The following is a 22,836-nucleotide window of genomic DNA, read 5'->3' as shown; positions in this document are numbered from 1 at the left end:
ACGCGATAACATACTTAATCAGGTTTGTATAATGGCGTAGTACAGATGTTGCTGTCCTCCGGCTTTTCATACGCCTGTGCACCTGATACGCGGCAAAAACTGTTAAGAGGGTTATCACTACAGTTAACCTGAATTGTGCTACATTCATTTTGACTATTTCTTGTGTATCCATCTTTTTGAGCAAGTTTGGAAGAGCTCTGCATAGATGTGGTCATAAATGCACCTCCGACAGCCATTGCAATTACTGCAGCTGGAAGCATGTTTTTTAAATTTAACGTTTTCATAATTGTATTTTTTAAATTAATATAGGATCTGCTTTTTTTTACAGGAGTTCGATCTTTTTCTCCTGAAACTGGCCAGTTTATTTTTCTATTATAAATGAAATTCAAATAGATTTTATTTCTTTTCTCAGTGCGTCTCTCAATTCATAGACAACCAATTCATTTCCTATTATTGCATAAAGATGTGCGTCCGTTACTAGAAGGGAAACCAGTTTATCGCTGCTGGTATGATAGATTGGAAAACTGAATAAATAATTGTTTTTATTTAGGTCATATACATCTATTACAAATGATTTCTCCCTGACCGACTTACTCTCAAACCTGCCTTTTGCTGTGGAATGAACATACAGAAGATTCTGCCAGACGGCAGCATGTGCATTAATGGCATAGGAAGGAGATGACATCGCATATTGGGTTCCATTCTTAAGTGTTGCGACCTTTATCTTCGCATACTTTGTAGTATCTATTGTGTTGCCTCTGAAACTTAGAAAACCTGATTTATCTGCAACTACAAATTCATTGCGGTAATAATAGACATAAATAATTTTGTGCATTTTTTCACTGTATAGCAATGTTCCGTCAGTATCAAAAATGCCGTCAATCTGCTGCTGCAGAAGTTTTTTGTTGTAATGTATGGCAGGGGTTTCAGCTGCGGTATAAACCCCAAGTACACTAGTCAATTTTCTACCGTTATTTGATCTGAAAACAATATTATTACTATCAATTGGTACAGCTCTATTAAAATATGGAGTGCCCTTGAGTTCTTTGTTAATTCTCCAGTCCGTTAAACTACCCCTGAAAATTTTAGGTACGCTTCCGTCGACAAGATAAAAAAATGAATCTCTTACGGCAGTAGTTACGATTTTAAAGGGTATATCTTTGGGATCAAATTGTATATTTTTAACCTGCCAGTCACCTAAATTTTCATTCAGAGAAATGATTTTGGAGGGCGTGGTAAAATTTCCAAGATATAATCTTTTATTGCTGAAACCTGCAAAATAAAACGAATTGAATTTTAGGTCAATAGCATTCGAGAACTCTGCAGGATGTGGAGGAAAACGTCTTATAAAAGGGTTTTCATTGTGCATAATATTCTCAGAAGACAAAAACAAAATGACTACTGCCAATGTACTGAAAGCCGTTATGCCTGCCAGTCCTTTAAAGGTTTTTAGATATTTTGCACGAGCGGTATTTGTCTGTTTTATCTTCATATTGAACAATATTGCCGCTACTGCAAGAATAACAAAAATTATATTAAAAATCAGGTGTACGTTCCAGCTCATTTTTTCTAATATACCACCGCAGGAACAGGGAACAAAGGAACTATAATGCAGTACAATAAAAATATAAACGGTAAACATAATCATCAGGCTGAATGAAGCCCACAAACCAATATTTCGAAATTTTGGAATCACCAGCAGTATAGCTATCAGCAATTCAATTATGGGAACAAGCCACGCTATCCAGGATGCAAATACACTTAATAGCGGAGACTGTCCCAATTGAATCTGAAAATTCTCAAAGTCAAGAAATTTTGCGATCGCAGCATAGACGAATAATAAAACAAACAAAAGGCTGACTGCTTCTATAAAAACACTTTTAAAATTGAATCGTAGTTTCATAATCAAAAAGTTTATAATATTCCTATTTCGAGAATGCCGGCAAAAGCAAAAAAGATCATTAGCAAATGTAGAGGTGTTATTTTGAACCGAGGTTATCAAAAACGTGCCAAAAGTTTTAAAAAACGTGCCAATTTCGTACAGAAGTACTGACATGAGAAAAGCGCTTAACAAATAATTTTTATCTATTAAGCGCTCATCGTTTTTAGAATGCTCCTTTCTTTCTTAGAGACTTCCGCTGAGTGTTATCAGCTTTTGATTTAGTTCCACAAGTCCTGCTTTCTGCAGGCACTCTTCGGAAAGATTTTTGAGGTCCGAGATTCCTTGTTCCGAGATTCCGGCCAGCAGTCCTGAATCTTCGGTTTTTGGATCCAGCCCTTTACTGATGACATGGCTCAGCAGCAATACATTTTTTCGTGAAATTTTCAAATCAATCTTCACCAGCTCGCTCATTCCAGGTGTACTCAGCACAGTATCATATACCTTGGAAACTTCATTTTTTGTAATCATAATTTCAACGTTTTTAGATTAATACTATTTGATGTAAAAATAAGAAGCTCCCTTGAGTTTATTCACGTCAAAATCTGGTGATGATTGCCCGGCATTTCTGGCTTTCCTACATTCGTACTTTGATTTATAAAGGAAGAGCCACTCTATAGAATTTATAAGGAGTCCTATAACTCATAATTCTCTATGCAATTCTTTAAAGAAGCTCAAAGACTGCATCGTTCCTGCAGTCGGCCAGATGTCCGGTTGTATCACAACCGCTCTCTGGCTGCCCAATGGCTCGAAACTCGCCGGCAGAGAAATTTTAAGAAAAATATGGTTTTAGAAATGAAAATGAAACGAGATGAAAGAGAAAAACACAAACCGTATCAAGTGGGTCCACCTTCGGCTTACGACAGAAGAAATGAACCTTCTTCAAAGAAGATTTGAAAAATCACTATGTCCCAAACTCAGCGATTTTGCCAGAAAAAATATGCTTGGAAAACCAGTAATTCTAAAATACAGAAACCAGTCTGTTGATGATTTTATTTTAGAGATCAGCAGGCTCCGAGCAGACCTGAATGCGGTTGGAAACAATTATAACCAGATGGTGAAAAAGCTTCATACCCTGCAGCAGATTCCTGAATTCAGGGATTGGATTTATGCATCACTGGAGCAGAAAGAAATACTTTTTGATTCCATTGAAAAAATAAAAAACTGTGTATTAAAACTCGCTGAAAAATGGTTGCAGTAATCAAGACTGGACAGTCGGTAAGAAGGATATTTCATTACAACGAAAACAAAGTTTCTCTTGGTGATGCACTGTGTATTGGTGAGAGAAATTATCCTGCAGATCACAACCATCTGAGCAGTTCACTAAAAATAAATCTGCTGCTTAATCAATTGGAACTTAATGAAAATGTCAAGCGCGGTAGTGTTCATATATCCCTTAATTTTCATCCCTTGGAGAAAGATCTGAACCCGGAAAGACTGATGGATATCGCCAATACCTATATGGCTGAAATCGGATTCAGCGAACAGCCATTTCTGGTCTATCAGCACTTTGATGCAGCACATCCGCACATTCATATAATTTCAGTAAAAGTCAAACCAGACGGCAGAAGAATTGATATGCAGAATATTGGCCGAAACCAGTCTGAGAATGCCCGTATAAAAATTGAAAAGGATTTTAATCTCATAAAAGCACAAGGCCGGGAAAAGCAGGTCAATTACAGCCTAGAACCTATAAACCCCTCCATAGTAAGTTATGGAAAAATCCAGTCCAAAAAAGCAGTTGCCAAAGTACTGGATTTTGTACTGAATACCTATCAGTATAAAAGCCTTCCGCAGCTTAATGCAGTCCTGAACCTTTACAATGTAATGGCCGACCGGGGCTCTGAAAGTTCACGTGTTTTTAAAGGCGGAGGATTGGTTTACCGCATAGTGGACAAAGATGGCAAACAGATCGGTGTTCCTATTAAAGCCAGCGATTTTTATAACAAGCCAACCCTTAGGTACCTTGAGGGAAAATTTGAAGAAAACAGGATTAAGAATTCAAGACCCGGTCTTAGAATAAAAAATGAGGTACGTTCTGTTTTCCAATCAGAAACACCATCTCTGCAGGAACTGGCTCTTGTTCTGGAATCCCACGGAATAACATTGGTTCAAAGGCTTGCCCAAAATGGTTCATTGTATGGCCTTACTTATATAGACCATGTTTCAAAACAGGTTTGCAACGGAAGCGAGCTGGGAAAAGAATTCTCTGCTGCAGCTGTACTGCAGGGGTGCAGAAACACGAAAGCAGATGTTGCAAATATTGCTTTTACATCTGAATTTCTAAAAGATCCTGCAATCAAAATCCTTTTGGAAATACAGGACATTCTGACGTCAAAGAACCTATCCCCACAGCCATTGCAGGAATTTATCAGCAGTCTCTTTGAAAAGGAATATCCCGGCAGTTATCTTCCTGCGGCACTGAGGAAAAAAAAGAAAAGAAGAAAAAGAAAGGGTCTTTCAAATAATTAATAAATTCTAAAAATTACAGTTATGCAGACAGGAGAAAATGAACAGGCACTAAGAAAAATTTTGGATATGACCCGGCTGATTAGCATTATTATTTTGGGCATTCATTTTTATTATTACGGTTACAGCTTTTTTGCAGACTTAGGATTGACATCGAAATTCAGCAACCGGATTTTGGATAATATTTACAGGACTGGGATCTTCAGCAGCTTCCTTAAATCCAAGTTTATGGCTCTGCTGTTGGTATTTATTTCCCTAATGGGCGCTAAGGGCCGTAAGAATGAAAAATTAAGACTTAAAACGTCTGTATATTTTATCGCTTCAGGGCTTTTTTTATATTTTGGAAGTCAGCTTATTTTGATGCTTAGCTTTGGAAATTTATCTGCTTTTGGTGTATATATCTGCTTGACCTCTCTTGGTTTTCTTCTGGTGATTACCGGAGGAACACTGCTCAGCAGAATGATCAGCAGGACTTTAAACGGACGTGACATCTTCAATAGGGAAAATGAAACATTTCCGCAGGAAGAAAGGCTTCTGGAAAATGAATTTTCCATTAATCTCCCTGCAAAGTATTATCTTAAGGATAAAGTGAGAAAAAGCTGGATCAATATCATCAATCCTTTTCGAGGTCTACTGGTATGCGGCTCTCCAGGATCAGGTAAATCCTATTTTGTGATCCGACATATCATCACCCAGCATATCGCTAAAGGATTCACAATGTTTGTATATGATTTTAAGTTTGATGACCTTACCAAAATCACTTACAATGCTTATTTGAAATACAGGCATTTGTATTTGATCGAGCCTAAGTTTTTTGTCATTAATTTTGACGATCTCACCCGCTCCCACAGATGCAATCCCCTTGAGCCTTCTTCCATGACAGACATAACCGACGCAGCAGAATCTGCGCGTACCATCCTTTTGGGGCTCAACCGCGAATGGATAAAAAAACAAGGCGATTTTTTTGTTGAATCCCCTATCAATTTTTTAACCGCTGTCATATGGTATTTGAAAAAATACAACAATGGCGAATTCTGCACCCTTCCGCATGTGATTGAGCTCATGCAGCTGGAATATAACAATTTATTTACGCTGCTGAGATCTGAAAAAGAAATTGAAGTGCTTATTAATCCCTTTGTCAGCGCATATCTAAATGAGGCATCAGAGCAGCTTGAGGGACAAATTGCTTCAGCTAAAATTGCAATGGCAAGACTCTCCTCTCCTCAGCTTTATTATGTGCTTTGCGGCAATGATTTTACCCTTGATATTAATAATCCACGGGATCCTAAAATCGTCTGCATGGGAAATAATCCGCAAAAAATACAGACTTATGGAGCCGTACTTTCTTTGTATATCAACCGCCTTGTCAAACAGGTAAACCAGAAGGATAAATTTAAAAGCAGTCTGATATTTGACGAATTTCCAACCGTATATCTAAACAATATAGATAGTTTGATTGCAACAGCAAGAAGCAATAAAGTCAGTACCTGTTTGGGGATACAGGACTTTAGCCAGCTCAAAAAAGATTATGGCCGTGAGCAGGCCGATGTTATTATGAACATTACGGGAAATATCATCTCAGGACAAGTTACAGGGGATACTGCCAAACAGCTTTCTGAGCGTTTTGGAAAGATCATGCAGGAACGTGAAAGCCTTTCCATTAACAGTTCAGATACGTCCATAAGCAGGTCCCGCCAGCTTGAATCTGCCGTTCCTGCCTCTAAAATTGCATCGCTGAGTTCCGGGGAATTTGTTGGTATGACGGCAGATAATCCTGACTGCAGGATTGATCTTAAAAGTTTCCACTCAGAAATTTTAAACGATCATAAAGCACTTCAGAAAGAAACTGAAAATTATATAGATTTCCCTACAGTCCGCAGTTTGGAAAATGGCATTGTAAATAGAAATTACGCGCAGATTAAAAAAGATATTCAGGATCTTTCTGAATCTGAAATTGATATTATTGCAGGTGACGTGAACCGCAAGCATCTGATAGTGAAAAAAAAGAAAAATTAAAAAGGTTTTCACAATCTTGATCGTTTAGATAAAGAAAAAATGGGTATTAAAATTCTAAATATAGAATAGTTGACTGTGCTTTTTTGGAAAAAGAATAAGCATAGTTATGTTACTCTACACTAAATTAATTGATGTTAAAATTTATGCCGGCAAAATATTTCATCAGGTGTATTCACAAATAAAATCTTTTTATTGATTACGACGTAAATTCTGAACAAACCCAAATTCTGGATTTTTTTTGCCTTTCATAAAGTGTTGTAAAATAAGGGTTTTTAAATTTTGTTGCTATTTGTAACATATTAATATTTAAATAATGTTATTATCTGTGCTAATTTTGACCTGTATAAAATGATATAGATTATGAGCCGGGCCATTGTACATATTGACATGAATACGTTTTTCGTTTCCTGCGAAAGACTTACAAATTCTGAACTCAACGGAATTCCCTTAATCATAGGTGGTGGAGAAAGAGGTGTTGTCGCTTCCTGTTCGTATGAAGCCCGACGGTTTGGAGTACGGTCTGCTATGCCAATTCATATGGCAATGAAACTTTGTCCTCAGGCAAAAATCATGAAGGGTGACATGGAATTATATTCTAGGCTATCTCATGATATTACAGAAATAATTCAGGAAAAAGCGCCTGTTGTAGAAAAAGCATCTATTGATGAATTTTATCTGGATATTACCGGGATGGATAAATTCTATGGCAGTTACAAATGGACCGATGAGCTCGCACAGCGTATTACAAATGAAACAGGTCTTCCCCTAACCTTTGCACTTTCCATTAACAAAACAGTTTCGAAAATCGGTACTGGTGAGGGAAAGCAAAAGCAAAATCTGGAAATACCTGAGCATCTGGTGCAGTCTTTCTTAAATCCGCTCTCGATACAGAAAATCCCAATGGTAGGCCAAAAAACCTTTGAGCTGCTATCGCGTATCGGAATCCGTACCATCCAGACCCTTTCCGAAATGCCGGCCGAAGCCCTGCAGCAGATGATAGGCAAAAATGGAATCGAACTATGGAAAAAAGCTAACGGCATTGACAATAACCCTGTTGAGCCATATACGGAAAGAAAATCTATTTCTACCGAACATACCTTTTCCCAGGATACAATTGATGTACACAAACTAAACAGGGTCATGCTGGGTATGGTAGAAAAACTGGCCTACCAGCTCCGCGCTGAAGAATGGCTCGCTTCAACAGTCACTGTAAAGATCAGATATGCAAATTTTGATACTGAAACCAAGCAATGCAGAGTCCAGTACACCTCTGCTGATCATATTCTGACCAAGACCGTAACGGAATTGTTTGACAAATTATACCAGCGCCGTATGAGGCTTCGTCTGATCGGAATCCGTTTCAGCGGACTGGTCAGAGGCACCTACCAGATCGATCTTTTCAATGATACCGAAGAGATGCTTGCACTGTATCAGGCGATGGACAGAATGAAGACCCGGTATGGTTTTGATGCTGTAATGCGCTGCGCAGGAGCATCAATTAAGCCCAATAATAAAAATGAAATTTTAAAACGTAAATCAGATTAAATGTATCTCAACTGCCATTCCTTTCATTCCCTTCGCTACGGAACTATTCCTCTTGAAGAACTGATCTCGCAGGCTGCTGCCTGCGATGTCAGCGCAATGGCACTAACTGATATCAATACAGCAACAGGGATTTATGATTTTATAAAAGGATGTGAAGCTATTGGAATTAAGCCTATTGTAGGAATGGAATTCCGCTCGGAACATAAACTGCGTTTTATAGGACTGGCTAAAAATGCCTCAGGCCTTGCAGAAATGAACCGCTTCTTGACTAAACATAATTTTGACAATACTGCCCTACCTGAATCTGCACCGGAATTTGAGGATGCATTTGTTATTTATCCTTTGGAGAATGCTCCACTGCTTTTAAAAGAAAATGAATATATTGGGATTCGCCCTGAACAGCTGCAGAAATTGGTGCTGTCAGATTGGAAAAACAGGCAGGAAAAAATGGTAATTCTGCAGCCTGTTACCTTTCGTACCAGAACCGAATACAACCTCCATAGAATACTGCGTGCCATTGACATGAACTTGATACTCTCCCGGCTGAGTCCTGAGGATTACTGCCAGGAAACAGAGGTAATGAGGCCTGTGGAATATATGATTTCCTTTTATGCCGAGTATCCTCAGATTATTTCAAATACCGAAAAAATTATTGCTGAATGTAATTTTGAATTTGATTTTAAAACTCCTAAAAACAAGAAATTTTACACCAACAGTAAAAAAGATGATATTCTGCTGCTGACAACTCTGGCTCAGCAGGGATTGGAGTGGCGCTATGGCAAAAATAATGCAGAGGCTAAATCGCGGATGTTCAAAGAACTAAAAGTAATTGACCAGCTGGAGTTCAGCGGTTATTTCTTGATTACATGGGATATCATAAGATTCAGCAATTCTCAGGGATTTCTTCATATCGGTCGCGGAAGTGGGGCCAACAGTATCATTGCTTATTGTCTGGGCATAACCGATATCTGTCCATTGGAACTTGATCTGTACTTTGAACGGTTTTTAAACCTGAATCGTAAAAGTCCGCCCGATTTTGACATCGATTGGAGCTGGAAGGAACGTGATACGATTCTTGAATATATATTTTCTCGTTACGGCTATGACCATGTAGCATTCTGCGGTACAAATGTTGAATTTAAATACCGTTCTATTTTTCGTGAGGTTGGCAAAGTTTTCGGGCTTCCGAAAGAAGAACTTGATATGCTTGCCAAAAATCCAATGGAACTGCATGCAGCCAATAAAGTGGTTCGACAAGTACAGCAGTATGGAATGCTTTTAGAGAAATATCCTAATCAGCGCAGTATGCACTCTTGCGGTATACTCATTTCCGAAGAGCCTATCACCAATTATACACCGCTGGAAATGCCTCCAAAAGGCTTTCCAATTGTTCTTTTTGATATGCATATAGCTGAAGATATTGGGCTTGAAAAATTTGATATCCTTAGCCAGCGTGGGATTGGCCATATTGATGACAGTGTAAAGCTTATTGAAAAAAACCGAGGAATACGCCTTAACATCCGTGATACTTCCATTTCAAAGAATGAAGCCAGGTGCAATGAATTTCTCGGAATCGGAAAGACCATAGGCTGTTTTTATATTGAGAGCCCCGCCATGCGGGGACTATTGCGACGTCTGAATTGTGATAATTACAAAACACTTGTTGCCGCTTCCTCTATTATCCGCCCCGGTGTGGCGCAGTCAGGCATGATGAAAGAGTATATCTTCCGCCACAACCATCCAGACAAGTTCGAATATTTCCATCCTGTCTTTCAGGAACAGTTGGGCGAGACTTACGGAATTATGGTGTATCAGGAAGACGTTATCAAAATTGCACTGCATTATGGAGGATTGCCAGCAGCCGACGGGGATATTCTGCGCCGCGCTATGTCAGGGAAAGGACGGTCTAAGGCAGCACTGCAGAAAGTAAAAGATAATTTCTTTCTTTCTTGTGCCCAGCAGGGGCATCCGCTAAAGCTCAGTGAGGAGATATATCGCCAGATCGAGTCTTTTGCTGGTTATTCTTTCTGCAAGGCGCACTCGGCATCTTATGCGGTGGAGAGTTATCAGAGCCTTTATCTCAAGGTTTATTATCCTGTGGAGTTTATGGTGGCTGTAATCAACAATCAGGGAGGATTTTATCGCACAGAAGTATATGTCCATGAAGCAAAAATGTCAGGAGCTTCAATTCACAATCCGTGTGTAAACAAAAGTGAATTTGAAACCACACTATACGGTACAGATATCTATCTGGGATTAATGCACCTTCAGAGCCTTGAATCCAAAATTGCTATTCTCATACAGCAGGAACGTGAAAAAAACGGATCATACAAATCACTTGAAGATTTTATCAACCGCATTCCTATCGGGATCGAAGGTATACAAATCCTTATCTTCATCGGCGCATTCCGTTTCACAGGAAAATCAAAAAATCAGCTGCTTGTAATTGCGCGGCTTATTTTAGTCAACTTTAAACCCGAAAACCGAAACCTGATGCTTATTCAGGAACCTGTCAAGGAATATGAGCTTCCAAAACTGGAACGTTCTGAATTTGAAGATGCCTTTGATGAAATAGAGCTCTTAAGTTTTCCTGTATCCTGCTCCCCTTTTGATTTATTGCAGACAAAATTCAGAGGTGATGTAATGGCAAAGGATTTATTGATGTATCATAAGAAAACTGTCCGCATGCTGGCGTATCTCATCTCACGCAAACACGTCCCTACAAAGATGGGGGCTATGTATTTCGGAACCTGGATTGATGCTCATGGGGATTTTTTTGATACTGCACATTTTACAGACAGTCTTGCGAAATATCCATTTCAGGGAGGAGGCTGTTATTTATTACTAGGGAATGTTGAGGTCGATTATCACTTCCCTACTATTACTGTAATCAAAATGGCAAAAATGCCTTTTATTGCTGACCCCAGATATTCAAATACCAGTGATAGACAATATAAAGTGCACGAACAGATTCGAGAAGATGTAAGTATGACGCATCGTAAACCTTATCCGCAGGAACATGAGATTAATCTGCCTAGACAGAAAATGAAATAAATCTTAATTACATTTTATTTTAATCAGTCATGGACCATAAGAAAATATGGTAAAACTTTTATTGTATTTAAAAATCTAAATTGTGGATAAACTATATTTTTTTATAGCTGCCTTATCAATTTTATCAGCTATACTTGATAAATACTCTATTTTATTCAGAACTTCATCAATACATAGTTGATGTTCTGATCCAGAAATATGTCCGACCGGGAAATATTTAATAAACTTATCATCAACAATACCATTACGATGGGCATACAAATGTCGTATCTGCAGAATTTTTTCAATTTCATTCTGGGTTATTGCATCCATTGCATTTAAGTCCTTAATTTGCTTATTATCAGAAATAAATCCTTTTACACTTCCTTTTTGGAGTTTGCTTACTTTTTGCTTAGCCCAAAAAGTAATAAATTCCTGTATATCTGAACAGTTCAAAACGTCTTCTACTTTTACCAGCTGTTCAGATTTTAATGTTTGAGGTTTAGCCAGATAAATCTCGAAAAGTACATCCGAGAGATAGGTTTCAAAACTGTCAACAACCGATGAATAAATTATTCTTGTCAAAACCTTACCTTCTTTATCATTGGTATAAGATGACGGTCCTTGAGGATATAAAAGCTGTTTTAAAGTATCTACAATTTTTATCATACTCTGATAGTGTTCTAAAATTTTAAATTTTGAATCTGTAGTACCTTCTTTTAAGAGCTCCATTGAATCATTTATGCTAGCTATCCTTGGATATCCTCCAGGTGATAATATATTCGAAACTGGATTGGTTAAAACTGTTTTGGCTGCTTCTCTTTTATATATCCTTCCTTCTACAGAAATAATAACCTGTGATTTTTTTACCGTTATGGCAAAAAGCTTTTTACCCTCATACTGAACATATCCGTAATCAACAATGGGCTTTGGAGACAATAAATCCAAAGCTTTATGTGTAATAGAAGTTGCTCGAAAATCTTCACTTAGACCTGAAACCTTTAATCCGCCAATTTCAGTAACACCTAAAATTAATAATCCTCCACTGGTATTAGCAAATGAAGATATTATTTGTGCAATGGATTTTGATGGCGGCAGAACTGCTTTATATTCTAAAACATCACTTTCATGCTTTAAGATAGATTTCGAAACTTCTTCTTGTAATGTCATAATTAATTCATATTTATCGGTATTCTATTAATACCTGTACTTTTTAAAACCCTGCCTAAAGTCAGAATATGCGGATCATGCTTGTCATTGTCAACCCATAATTCCGAAGTGTCACTATCTAAAGTATCTTTTTCAGAAGGATAGTAAATAATAACTTCACCATTGTCCGAAGGTCTGGTTACAATTTGAATAGCAACTCCATTTTTCGTTATTCCGGCAAGAGTTGTTGGAGCAGTTTCTTCCAAATCTGTACAATCATAATCTGGATGGCTCTGCAAATAACTTATTATATTTTGTTTTGCTCTGGCAATTAAGTTTTGTGCGTAATCAAGCATTTCTTTGGTATGCTTGGAAACATGATGAAATTTAGCAGTAATAAGAGGGTCCTTTAACGCAATCTCGAGTTCTTCATAAGTGGAAATTCCTAAACTGACTAATGTTTCCTTGGTTATAATAGTTTTTTCAGCGAAATCATTTGTCGGTGCTGTAAAATTGTTATCTTGAATTGTTGCTAATTTAGCTCGAAGATCTTCAATACTCTCCAGCCCATTTTCTATAAGTAATTGATTTAATTGCGCAGCATCTTTCATATTGGATGAAATATCATCATCCTCCAAGAATAAAAATCTTTTTTCAAATAGATCAGCAAAATACTCTTCCGCTTCTGTCCTGTTGTCATCCATCCATAAATAGAATTTTTTTAGTGTAGTTTTAAACTCTTTTCTTTTGTCAATATCTCTAATTATTGGCTTTATAAAAAACGCTATCTTCTCAGCAACATGACCAATATTATATTGACGGCTTTCAGGAAGCTCCAAAAATATTGCAGTATCTAATAATTCATTTCTAAAATCATGCCCCAGCTCGGCAACAATATCTTTTAATTCGTCTCCGATATTTCCCTCATCCAAAAATAAACTGTCCTTTGTGCAGAATACTCCATTTTGGTTTGGAAGTATTGGATGTTTTTCCCTGTTTATATTATTTTCAAATCCTTCTTTTACAAGAAAAGATACAAGCGCATCAAGCCATATTATAAATTCCCCTTCATTTCTGAAGTTTAAATTTTCAACAGCACCTTCAATTGTCTTGTGCTCTGCTATTGCAACAGCTAGATAAGATAAAGATTTTTTATCTGATTCCTGCCAAATTTTTTCGTCATATTTTTTTAAAATTCTTTTTTCAGTAAAATCATCAGGGTATATTCTTTGAGAAAATTTGAAAATTAATTCTCTTTTTTCAACCTTGTTTTCTTCTGAAAATAGGGAAGCTAAATAATCACATGCTACTACAATATTGTCTTTAGTATTCCCTATCATTAAAGCATTTATTTCAGCAATTATATCATCTTGTTTCTTAGGAGGATATAAAATTCCAGCACCGGTTTGAGCTTGTTTGTGAACTAAATATTCTCTTGGATCTGTACTTATTATTGCACAGGCATTTTTAAGTTCATCATCTATCTCCTTATCGACATTTAGTAGTGATTTCACTTTAAATTCACCAAACTGGTTCGGAATTACAGCGAAAGCATCAGTAAGAATGTCCTTGATGTGTATATTTTCAGTATTCAGTAACTGATAGTATTCATTCAGGAAAACAATGGCATTATGCTCCGAAACATTAAGCGAAGAAGCCAGATTTTCAATATTGCTATTATTTGATATTTCTTGTGACAGTGATGCCAATGTGTATTTTTGGCAGTCTGCCCATAGGACTGTACTCCATTGATGTACATTATCTTTTATGGGGACAAATGCAGGAAAAAGCTCTGACGATAACTTCCAAATTTGCTCTCTGACAGCCTCTTTATCAGCCGAAGGGAAAAAAGCCTGTTTTTGACCATAGGAATCCCAAATTGCAATTCTTTCTCCACTTACAACGTCAACGATTCTTGCATATAACAATTCATTTCGAATAGGATTAACAATATTTGGTTTATACCAATCCATGTCAATCCAAGAATTAGTTTTTGGTGATCTTACACGAGCCAGATTAAAAAGATCTTTCCATTCTCCTGCCTGATCTACATAGGATAAAAATAGCTTATAAAGTTCAACTGCGCGAAGCATTATTTCACTGTTGATCTTTGAAATTTCATTTCCATCACCTTTTAAACTTATTCCATTACGAGGTTCTGTCGGTTCAAACAAACAGCTGTTAATTATAAATGGTAAATGCAGATCCTCCGTTCCTATCAATGGAAAATCTAAATGAATTCTTGGAATTTCATAATCTAACTCTAAAACTTTCGTCATTCCTTCTTTTATAGAAATTGGAATAATAATTTGAAGTTCATCTTGGTCTACAACTATAAAGTTCTTATCAGAATTTATCCCGTTTATCAATAAATTGTAAGTGGTTACATTGTGATTTTGGTACGAAACCGTATTTGTACAAACTATTTTAAATACCGTTTCACCAATTAATTCCAAATCCATTGTAAGCGAATTTATTTCAGGAACATTTATCAATGTATAGGCAATTCCCTTTTCAGCCTCATCAAAAGCAATCTGTGCAAGTTCCCTTTTTTCAGGTGTTAATGGATAAACAAAGGAAGTTTGAAAATCATTCTTAGTTAATTCAACAGTCTCCGACATTTTTATGCTTTCCTCAGCATCGTCAAAGGATTGATTGATACCTTCAATTATTTCTTTTTCTCCTCTTCCGCTCCTGTTCAGCCAAAAACTAAACTCATTAAAGTTTTCTTCCTCATTCTTATAAAAGCTTTTAACTAAAACTTTTTCAGAAAGAAGATGCGTAGTCATAAAACCTGTTCCGAAACGTCCGGTGGTCTTATATTGTTTACCTACTGCATCTGGGTCCCTTTCTTTATCACTGGACGAATACTTTCGAATAAGGCCTCTGATATGTTCATTGGTAAAATAACCTTTATTATGGGAAAAGATGAACTGATTTTCATTTATTTCAATTTTGATATCGACCTTTTCTCCTTCTTCATTACACAAACTAGCATTGTCTTTTGCATTTTGCATGAGCTCCCAAATTAATCTTCTGGCCGTAAATTCTAATTGAATTTCCTGCCTAACGCTCATTAGTTTTTCTAAAATTGACTTCGCAGTTATTTTGTTTAATTCGTCTCTTTCAAACTTTGTAAAAATGCCATCTGTCATATCTAAATAGATTAATTATCAATACTAATGTTGTTAATTACTTGGTATTATTTTGAATTATAATAATTTGATCATCTTCCTCTTGATTTATATATACATCTTATCTCAACTGTTTCTTCAACAGCAGCGGTCAATAAATATCAAGGCCTTAACATGAAAATCAATTATAATCAAACGTACAAAATGCCATTTATTTCTTTTTACGGTTTTCCACAAATGCAGTTTACAAATGGCAAATTAATTCTTTAGTGCAAATCAAAGCACAGTATAAACACCTGTTTTTTAAATAAAGATAAACCTAATATTTTCAATTCGAAACGGCATAAAAAGGCAGCCAAGATAGTGCCCGCCGTATGCTGCATACGCATAATGGCGCCGCTTTCGCTTGCCACCCTTCGGGACTTATAGCACTCCGCATCCTCATAACCGGTCACTTGATTCTTGCTTTCTTTTTTCCCGTTTTTTCTTTTGAAAACAATTTTTGGGAGTGCAGGGAGAAAGAAATTTTAAACAACAGTAACGCTAAAATTTAAAATCATGGAAATCACAGGACGTATTACAAAAGATGCACTAGCCCGTAAAGTGGGAAATGAAAAACAGGTCGTTAACTTCTCCATTGCCATCAATGACAGCTACAAGCCCAAAGGAAGCACCGAGTACAAACACATTACAACTTTTGTAGAGTGCTCGTATTGGCTGAACGCAAAATTGGCTGAGTGGCTCAAAAAAGGGGCGCTTGTTCAGCTCTTCGGGCGTGTCGGGATTAGCACCTATATCGGTCACGATGGCTCGGCTATGGGGTCTTTGACTTTTCACATCAACAGCCTTAAGATTTTGGCTTTTGCCAAAAAAGAAGATGGATCTGCGGGCGCTGTTATCACGCCTAAAAAACAAAATTCCTCAGAAGAACCCGATGACCTGCCTTTTTAAGACAGGCTCTGATTGTATTTATAAACGCCAAAAAATCACATTATGAAAGCCTTGGACAAAAACGAGTATTCGGAGTATGATGTAAGCCAAGTATTCAACGAAATCATTATAAGCCATTTGGACGGCTATAACGGAAAGAAAAAGCAGCAGTTGAAGTCTTTCCTAGAAGACCTGCAGAGAGGGGGCTGTATCAGTGGTATGATAGGGGAATTTATCTATCACAACGACTGCAAAGCTTTTTACATCAAACACCTTGAAGATTTGGAAGGCATCAAGGAGGATTTGGAAGAAGCATTTGGAGAGCCTGTAGCCAACCGCTACAAACTGCCCCACTACACTTTTTTATGCTGGCTCTGCTTTGAGGAGTACTGCTACGGCATTTACAGCAATGTCTTTGAACAATAACTGTTAATCAAACTTTTTCCATCATGAAACCATCAGAGAACTTTAAGACCGCTATAGAGAATTATCTCAATACTACTGCGCAGGGCGATTCAGTCTTGGCGCACAGCCTTGCCAAAGAAACCAAAAACATCGAGAGCTGTTGCATTTACATTTTTGGCGAGGTCAAAAAAACAGGATTGTGCGCCTTTGACAATCAGGAAATCTTTGACATGGCAGTTAAGTACTACACCGATGATTCCATCGGTATTCCTGCCCCTGTATCGTGCAGGGCTGTAGTGCAGACACCTGCAAAAACAGACCTGTTCTCTCAGCCTGAAATACACACGTTGTCAAGTAGTAGCGAAACCATACCTCAAGTAAAACAGGAAGTTAAACTCGTGCAGACCGCCTTAACACTTTTTGACCTATGATACCCAAAACCAGCATCGAAAAACAGCTTACAGCACTAAGCGCTTCACTTGCTCCGATAACGCGCGAAGTTGAAGCTTGGGCTGAAAAAAATATTTTTCTGGATTGGGCTGTTCTGTCAAGAGGAAAATTCTACTGCCTGCAGTGTGCGCACTCTTGGAAACCCTCAGACAGCGAATCCTGCTGTAAATTCATCAATTGCGCCCACTGTAAAGCAAAACTTAAAATGCAGGCGTGTAATCAAGTACATTTCAAAGAAATAGAATATTTTGCCATATTGGAAACCTGTGCTGGATATCAGGTTGTTAGGATAATAATCGCATACAAACACATGAAGAAAAATTTTATGCCGACTTACTTCTGTAAAGAAGTGATGCAGCATTGGATAAGCCAAAAAGGGGAAGTCCGCAGTTTTTCAATAGGCACTAATGTATTTTCAAATACGATAGATGCTTGGAAATTCTATTCCCCCCTTGAAATCAAACCAAAGGATTTCTTTCGAAATGCCAAATATTACATCAATCCCTTCAAAGTTTATCCAAAGGTAAAAGTGCTTCCGCTTTTGAAAAGGAACGGTTTCAAAAACTCGGTATACAATATTGCCCCGCACCTGCTCTTTTCATCCCTGCTGACCGATCCCACAGCAGAAACCCTGCTAAAGGCAAAACAGCAGAACCTCTTGCAGTATTATCTTGGTGCTTCACGTCAGCGTGTTAAATACAACTGGCAGGCAGTCAAAACTGTAATCAGAAAAAATTATAAAATCACTGATGTGCAGATTTGGGAAGATTATCTCGAACTGCTCCGATATTTCAAAAAAGACCTGTCCTGTCCTGCTTATGTCTGTCCCGAAAATCTCAGCATGGCGCACGACCATTTGGTGCAGAAAAAAAGGGAACTGCTCAGAAAGAAAAAACTGCAGGATCTGCGCCTTGAAATCGAAAAAGCGCAGAAAAGGTACGCAAGTGATAAAAAACGTTTTTTTGGACTGTTTTTCAAGGAAAAGGAACTTAGTATCTCTGTAATTGAAAACGTTAAGGATTTCATGCAGGAGGGCGACGATTTAGGGCATTGTGTTTTTACCAATGAATACTATGACAGAAAAGATTCCCTGATACTGTCGGCTAAGATGGCTGAAAAATCAGTTGAAACCATTGAAGTATCACTAAGCCGTATGGAGATCCTGCAATGCAGGGGCATGAAAAACAATGCTTCCAAGCACCACAAACGTATTCTGAGCCTGATGTCTAAAAATCTGTATCAGATTAAAGCCAGGATGAAACAAAAGCAGAAGAAAGTCTAAAGTATAACAAAGCCGGTATCTATGCCGGCTTTTTTGTGGCGGCGCAGACACTTCAAGGTTTTGGATGCTGTCTTAAATACAGACATTGTTTTTGAAATTCAAACCTTTACCTGCTTAAAAATATAATCATAAAATTGCTGTGCACCCCAAAATTTTTAGTAATTTTCTATCCAATCAGGTAAACCCGGCAATATGGATGACAAAGGACAAATAGGTGAAGATTTTGTAAATGATCTGGCATACAGATCATTCCTTAAGTACTGGTGCTATCCTGGACCGAAACATGAAAATGGGGATAAAAAGGAAATCTGCGACCTGATGATCATCTTCAATTCAGTTCTCATTATCATCTCGGTTAAAAACTACGAGTTTAAGGGAAACCATTTCAGGTACTTCAACAATACAATTGAAAAGGCAGTCAAGCAGATCCACGGCGCATGCCGTACCTTGTTTAGTGCCAAAGAAGTGCAGATTAAACATCCGGACAAAGAAATTGAGATCTTTCCCAGGGAACAGATAAAAAAAGTTTTCAGGATTGTAATAAATCTGGGAGAGGGCGTAAAGTTCTATCCCTTTAACCAAACCACAAAAAATGATGACTACGTAACGCTTTTTGACAAGGATTCCTTTCAGACCATTATAGATCAGCTCGACACTATTCCTGACTTTATCGATTATCTGGAAAAAAGAGAGAAGCTTTTTAAAGGCAGGACCACTATCATTATGCCCGGCGATGAATTTGATTTTCCTGTCGAAACACAGAAAGAGTTCTTTGAGCTCAGGGATCAGATCACAAATAATTACATCTTGATCTCAGGCACTGAAAAGGATCTGCTCTCACACTTTTTTAAAAATACCAGAAACTTTCCCAAAGCCTTAAGTGAGGATTCAAACGGGATCTATCTTATAATAGACGGAGACTGGGATTCTTTTGCGGCAGAAGAAAAGGTGAAAAATAAAGCTAAAGCTGATAAAGCGAGCTATTTCATAGACGGTTTTGTGCAGAATGAAATATTAAAGAACGATCTTCTGAAAAATTTGACCCCAATGAGGCTCGGCCTTGCAAAAGCACTGCTTTCCTTTGACCGGCTTACCAGACGATCCATCGCCAACAGTTATTTTGAATTTCATGACCGCTACAAGGATGTTTCAGGACTGAATTTCGGAAGACGGTTCGGCGATTTTGACGGCGTAGGCCTGCTATTGACATTTTATACAGACCAGATGGACTTTGAAATGATCAATACTTTAAATAATCTGGCAATAGAAAGCTGCAACCTCTTTACAGGCTATAAAAGCAAGTCAATGATTCTGATTTCGACAAACCGCAGCCACAGGTTCCTGTTCGCGCATATTGACAAAATTGAAAAATACAGCCCTCAGCATGAAGAAATGATAAGAAACGATGTAAAGGCGCTCGGCTGGTTTACAAAACACACTTTTCTACACGGCACAGAAAAAGAGTTTCCAAAATAAATCTTTTGCTGGTGACACGTTTGGGATATTCTTCGATCAGCGTCTTTTTATCGCATTGCTCAGCATTCCAGAAAAAAGAATCAGGTCTTCATATGAGCCCAGAATTTATCGTTCTACACCGCATTGAAGTTTCTTTGAAACTTTTGCAATATGTCCCGGTGCCGAATTAGAGCATTCGGTAATGGCTGCACCGTATCCTTGATTTTTTCCCACGTTTTTTACAGCCGGAAACTTTTTCCATTTTATCTGTTAGCTTTTGAAAGCGGTCTTCCCGCAGACATCCACGACGGAAATCCAAAGGATCTTTTGCTGCTTCATGTAAAAGTTAGTAAGAAAATGGGTTTCAAATTTAACACTTTTAACATTAATTTTAATTATTAGTAAATTTATATAATTATATTTGTTTCATATTTTTACTTTTCATGAAAAGACTTCACATCATATTAATTGTTACCTTAGGCCTCTTTTTGATGCCGATGGCAAGTTTTGCATGTGGAAATCTTTCTAAGGAAGTTTCCTGCAAAAAGGAAGCTAATGCAGCCCATCATGATGACTGTTCAGAAAACAGCTGTCATTCAAAAAAGGGAAATCATGAAGGCTGTGGCGGAAAATGCGGGCATCGCACTTGCGGCTGCGTTTCAGTTTGCAGCGGGGGAATTGTTTTTTTAACCTACCCGGAATTCAAAAATACTTCTATCTGCCTTTTTTCTGAAAAACAGACATTCTATAATTCAGAAACATCGATTTTATCGGGTTTCTACTCTATCTGGCTTATCCCTAAAATAAGCTAAATACCTTTTTTGACAGCCATAAGTGTGTCAAAAAAGGAAGCCTATCTGCCTCATTTTTTTAATTTTTCGCTTTTGTAGAATATTGTTCTATACGCCTTGTATGCACAATTATTTCTCAAAAGCATCATTTTCACTATCAAATACATTTTAAAATGAAATCAATTCAAAAAGGATTGATGGCAATTGCTCTATTGCTGTCAGTCATAGTGTTTGGCGCACCTGTAAAAAATGCAAAAACTGTAAATGCTAAAATTTACGGTAATTGTCTAATGTGCAAGACTGCTATTGAAAAAGCAGGAAACATCAAAAATATCGTTTCGGTAAACTGGGACCAAAACACCAAAATAGCGGCCATTACCTACGATGAGAAGAAAACAAATCAGGACGAGGTCCTAAAACGAATTGCCTTAGCCGGATATGACAGCGACCAGTTCTTAGCTCCTGCCGACGCCTATGCAAAACTTCCGCAATGCTGCCAGTATGAAAGAACAAATATGACGGCCCCAATAAAGAAATTGGATATGGACAAAATGGATCATTCGCAGCATGCAGCCGCAATTCCTTCTGATGCACAAGAGAACAGTCCTTTTAAAGCAATTTTCGACAGCTATTTTGATCTAAAAGATGCTTTAGTGAAAACGGATGCTAAAACTGCCAGCGTGAAATCCAAAGAGCTTCTTGCTGCGGTCAATGCTGTTAAAATGGATAACCTAAAGCCAAAAGAACACACTGCATGGATGAATGTAATGAAAAGTCTGGCTGCAGATGCAAAAAACATTTCCGAAAGCCAGGATATCAAAAAACAAAGAGAATCCTTTAAAAGCCTATCCAAAAACACTTACGATCTTATAAAAACTACCGATCAGCCACAGCCGGTTTATTACAACCACTGCCCAATGGTTGATGCAAATTGGCTGAGCAAAGAAAGCGGGATCAGAAATCCGTATTACGGTTCGCAGATGCTTAGCTGCGGTTCGACAATAGAAACAATCAAATAAGGCTATCTAACAAAAAGTGTTGGACAGAATGATATTTTGTAAATAATAAAACTAAAAAAATGAAAAAATTAATTATCTCGACAATTGTAATGGCAGCTGTACTTACAGCATGCAATTCAAAAAACAAAGAAGTCACAGCTCCCGATGCTGCTGCTGTAACCCAGAATGACACGGAATTGTACGCCTGTTCTATGCATCCTGAAATTACGGGAAAAAAAGGAGACAAATGTTCCAAATGCGGAATGGAATTAACAGAGCCTGTAAAACAAACTACTCAAAAAGGTGCAGAAATAAAAACTAGCCAAGCCAGTGCACCATTTTCTGCAGATGAAATTGTAAACAATTACCTGGCGCTTAAAAATGCATTAACAAAAGATGACACAAAAGGAGCAGCAGATGCCGGAAAAGCACTGCATGCAGCCTTTAACAAGGTAAATCCAGATTTAATAGATGCTAAAATAAAAGCAGATTATCTCGATATTGCAGATGACGCCAAAGAACATGCCGAACATATCGGGGCCAATGGCGGTAATATCGAACACCAAAGAGAGCATTTCGCCCTGTTGAGTAAAGACATGAATGATGTGATCATGGTTTTCGGAACTTCAAAAACATTATATCAGGACTATTGCCCAATGTATGACGGCGGGAAAGGGGCCATCTGGGTCAGTGAGACAAAAGAGATAAAAAACCCATATTATGGTTCTAAGATGCTTACCTGCGGTTCAATGAAAAAGCAATTGTAAAATGAAGCGGTTCACCAGAAAGATTCTTTTTACTGGGTTAATTATTTTTCTACTGATGCAATTGTATCAGCCTGCCCGAAATTCCGATTACGGGCAGGTTTTACCAATTCACATTTCAAAAGTATATCCCATTCCCAAAAATGTACAAGCGATTCTTGAAACCTCCTGTTATGATTGCCACAGCGACAACACACAATATCCATGGTACTCCTACATCCAGCCAGCGCGTACCCTTATGGAAGGACACATAAAAGAAGGAAAAGAAAATTTGAATTTCAGCCAATGGGGAAACTATTCCAAAAGAAAGCAGCAGAATAAATTAGACCGGATTTCAAAGCAGATAAAAGCAAACGAGATGCCATTGCCTTCTTACACATTAATCCATAAAAATGCAGTATTGACAGCTGTTCAAAAAGAGCAGCTTATAAGCTGGATTGAAAAAGTAAATGATAGTCTTTCTAAAATAAATTAAA

At 37.7% G+C, this 22,836-nt stretch carries 19 protein-coding genes; 14 read left to right on the top strand and 5 right to left on the bottom strand.

The genetic code is table 11. The annotated features are described in order from the left end of the window. Positions 1-14: 14 nt before the first annotated feature. The 3 genes from BD847_RS04495 to BD847_RS04485 form a co-directional block, all read right to left on the bottom strand. Positions 15-389, bottom strand: coding sequence for a DUF6520 family protein (locus BD847_RS04495; RefSeq protein ID WP_115887063.1), 375 nt, complete (start codon positions 387-389; stop codon positions 15-17). Next, a complete protein-coding gene (locus BD847_RS04490) occupies positions 386-1,903 on the bottom strand; it encodes a MauE/DoxX family redox-associated membrane protein (RefSeq protein ID WP_167443818.1) in 1,518 nt (505 codons plus the stop codon). Before BD847_RS04490 ends, BD847_RS04495 begins: the two co-directional genes overlap by 4 nt. A gap of 222 nt (positions 1,904-2,125) precedes the next feature. Next, positions 2,126-2,410: a hypothetical protein gene (locus BD847_RS04485; RefSeq protein WP_115887061.1), complete on the bottom strand. Its 285-nt coding sequence runs from the start codon at positions 2,408-2,410 to the stop codon at positions 2,126-2,128. A 340-nt stretch (positions 2,411-2,750) separates the two neighbouring features. Between BD847_RS04485 and BD847_RS04480 the strand changes: the two genes are divergently transcribed. From BD847_RS04480 to BD847_RS04460, 5 genes are all read left to right on the top strand, one after another. Further along, complete coding sequence (locus tag BD847_RS04480) at positions 2,751-3,140, top strand: plasmid mobilization protein (protein WP_115887060.1); 390 nt, start codon at positions 2,751-2,753, stop codon at positions 3,138-3,140. Continuing rightward, positions 3,128-4,411 carry a relaxase/mobilization nuclease domain-containing protein gene (locus BD847_RS04475; protein WP_115887059.1) on the top strand — a complete coding sequence of 428 codons (1,284 nt, stop codon included), beginning with the start codon at positions 3,128-3,130 and terminating at the stop codon, positions 4,409-4,411. The genes BD847_RS04480 and BD847_RS04475 overlap by 13 nt, the downstream gene beginning before the upstream one ends. A gap of 21 nt (positions 4,412-4,432) precedes the next feature. Further along, positions 4,433-6,424 (top strand): conjugal transfer protein MobC, encoded by a 1,992-nt coding sequence (gene mobC / locus BD847_RS04470; protein ID WP_115887058.1) that lies wholly within the window; start codon positions 4,433-4,435, stop codon positions 6,422-6,424. A gap of 360 nt (positions 6,425-6,784) precedes the next feature. After that, positions 6,785-7,969: a DNA polymerase IV gene (dinB, locus tag BD847_RS04465; RefSeq protein WP_115887057.1), complete on the top strand. Its 1,185-nt coding sequence runs from the start codon at positions 6,785-6,787 to the stop codon at positions 7,967-7,969. Then, positions 7,970-11,023: a DNA polymerase III subunit alpha gene (locus tag BD847_RS04460; protein WP_115887056.1), complete on the top strand. Its 3,054-nt coding sequence runs from the start codon at positions 7,970-7,972 to the stop codon at positions 11,021-11,023. Between the two features lie 75 nt (positions 11,024-11,098). Here the strand turns inward: BD847_RS04460 and BD847_RS04455 are convergent, their stop codons facing one another. Together BD847_RS04455 and BD847_RS04450 are read right to left on the bottom strand one after the other, a co-directional pair. Then, positions 11,099-12,172, bottom strand: a complete 1,074-nt coding sequence (locus BD847_RS04455) for an AlbA family DNA-binding domain-containing protein (protein WP_115887055.1) — start codon at positions 12,170-12,172, stop codon at positions 11,099-11,101. Positions 12,173-12,174: 2 nt separating this feature from the next. Continuing rightward, positions 12,175-15,306, bottom strand: a complete 3,132-nt coding sequence (locus BD847_RS04450) for a sacsin N-terminal ATP-binding-like domain-containing protein (RefSeq protein WP_115887054.1) — start codon at positions 15,304-15,306, stop codon at positions 12,175-12,177. A 537-nt stretch (positions 15,307-15,843) separates the two neighbouring features. On the opposite strand from BD847_RS04450, the gene BD847_RS04445 reads away from it, so the two are divergent. From BD847_RS04445 to BD847_RS04405, 9 genes are all read left to right on the top strand, one after another. Beyond that, positions 15,844-16,236 (top strand): single-stranded DNA-binding protein, encoded by a 393-nt coding sequence (locus tag BD847_RS04445; RefSeq protein ID WP_115887053.1) that lies wholly within the window; start codon positions 15,844-15,846, stop codon positions 16,234-16,236. 42 nt (positions 16,237-16,278) lie between these two features. After that, entirely contained in the window at positions 16,279-16,641 is a 363-nt protein-coding gene (locus BD847_RS04440; protein ID WP_115887052.1) for a DUF7222 domain-containing protein, read from the top strand. Positions 16,642-16,664: 23 nt separating this feature from the next. Further along, positions 16,665-17,051, top strand: a complete 387-nt coding sequence (locus BD847_RS04435) for a Cas9 inhibitor AcrIIA9 family protein (protein WP_115887051.1) — start codon at positions 16,665-16,667, stop codon at positions 17,049-17,051. Beyond that, positions 17,048-18,352, top strand: a complete 1,305-nt coding sequence (locus tag BD847_RS04430; RefSeq protein WP_115887050.1) for a PcfJ domain-containing protein — start codon at positions 17,048-17,050, stop codon at positions 18,350-18,352. The genes BD847_RS04435 and BD847_RS04430 overlap by 4 nt, the downstream gene beginning before the upstream one ends. Before the next feature lie 192 nt (positions 18,353-18,544). Then, positions 18,545-19,828 (top strand): hypothetical protein, encoded by a 1,284-nt coding sequence (locus BD847_RS04425; RefSeq protein ID WP_115887049.1) that lies wholly within the window; start codon positions 18,545-18,547, stop codon positions 19,826-19,828. Positions 19,829-20,250: 422 nt separating this feature from the next. Beyond that, a complete protein-coding gene (locus BD847_RS04420) occupies positions 20,251-20,619 on the top strand; it encodes a hypothetical protein (protein ID WP_115887048.1) in 369 nt (122 codons plus the stop codon). Positions 20,620-20,771: 152 nt separating this feature from the next. After that, positions 20,772-21,617, top strand: a complete 846-nt coding sequence (locus BD847_RS04415) for a DUF3347 domain-containing protein (protein ID WP_115887047.1) — start codon at positions 20,772-20,774, stop codon at positions 21,615-21,617. 89 nt (positions 21,618-21,706) lie between these two features. Next, positions 21,707-22,363, top strand: coding sequence for a DUF3347 domain-containing protein (locus BD847_RS04410; RefSeq protein ID WP_449404003.1), 657 nt, complete (start codon positions 21,707-21,709; stop codon positions 22,361-22,363). Between the two features lies 1 nt (position 22,364). After that, complete coding sequence (locus BD847_RS04405; RefSeq protein ID WP_115887045.1) at positions 22,365-22,835, top strand: heme-binding domain-containing protein; 471 nt, start codon at positions 22,365-22,367, stop codon at positions 22,833-22,835. Position 22,836 lies beyond the last annotated feature (1 nt).

Source organism: Flavobacterium cutihirudinis (assembly GCF_003385895.1).
Taxonomy (GTDB): Bacteria; Bacteroidota; Bacteroidia; order Flavobacteriales; family Flavobacteriaceae; genus Flavobacterium; species Flavobacterium cutihirudinis.
This window is presented reverse-complemented; position numbering and strand designations above follow the sequence as displayed.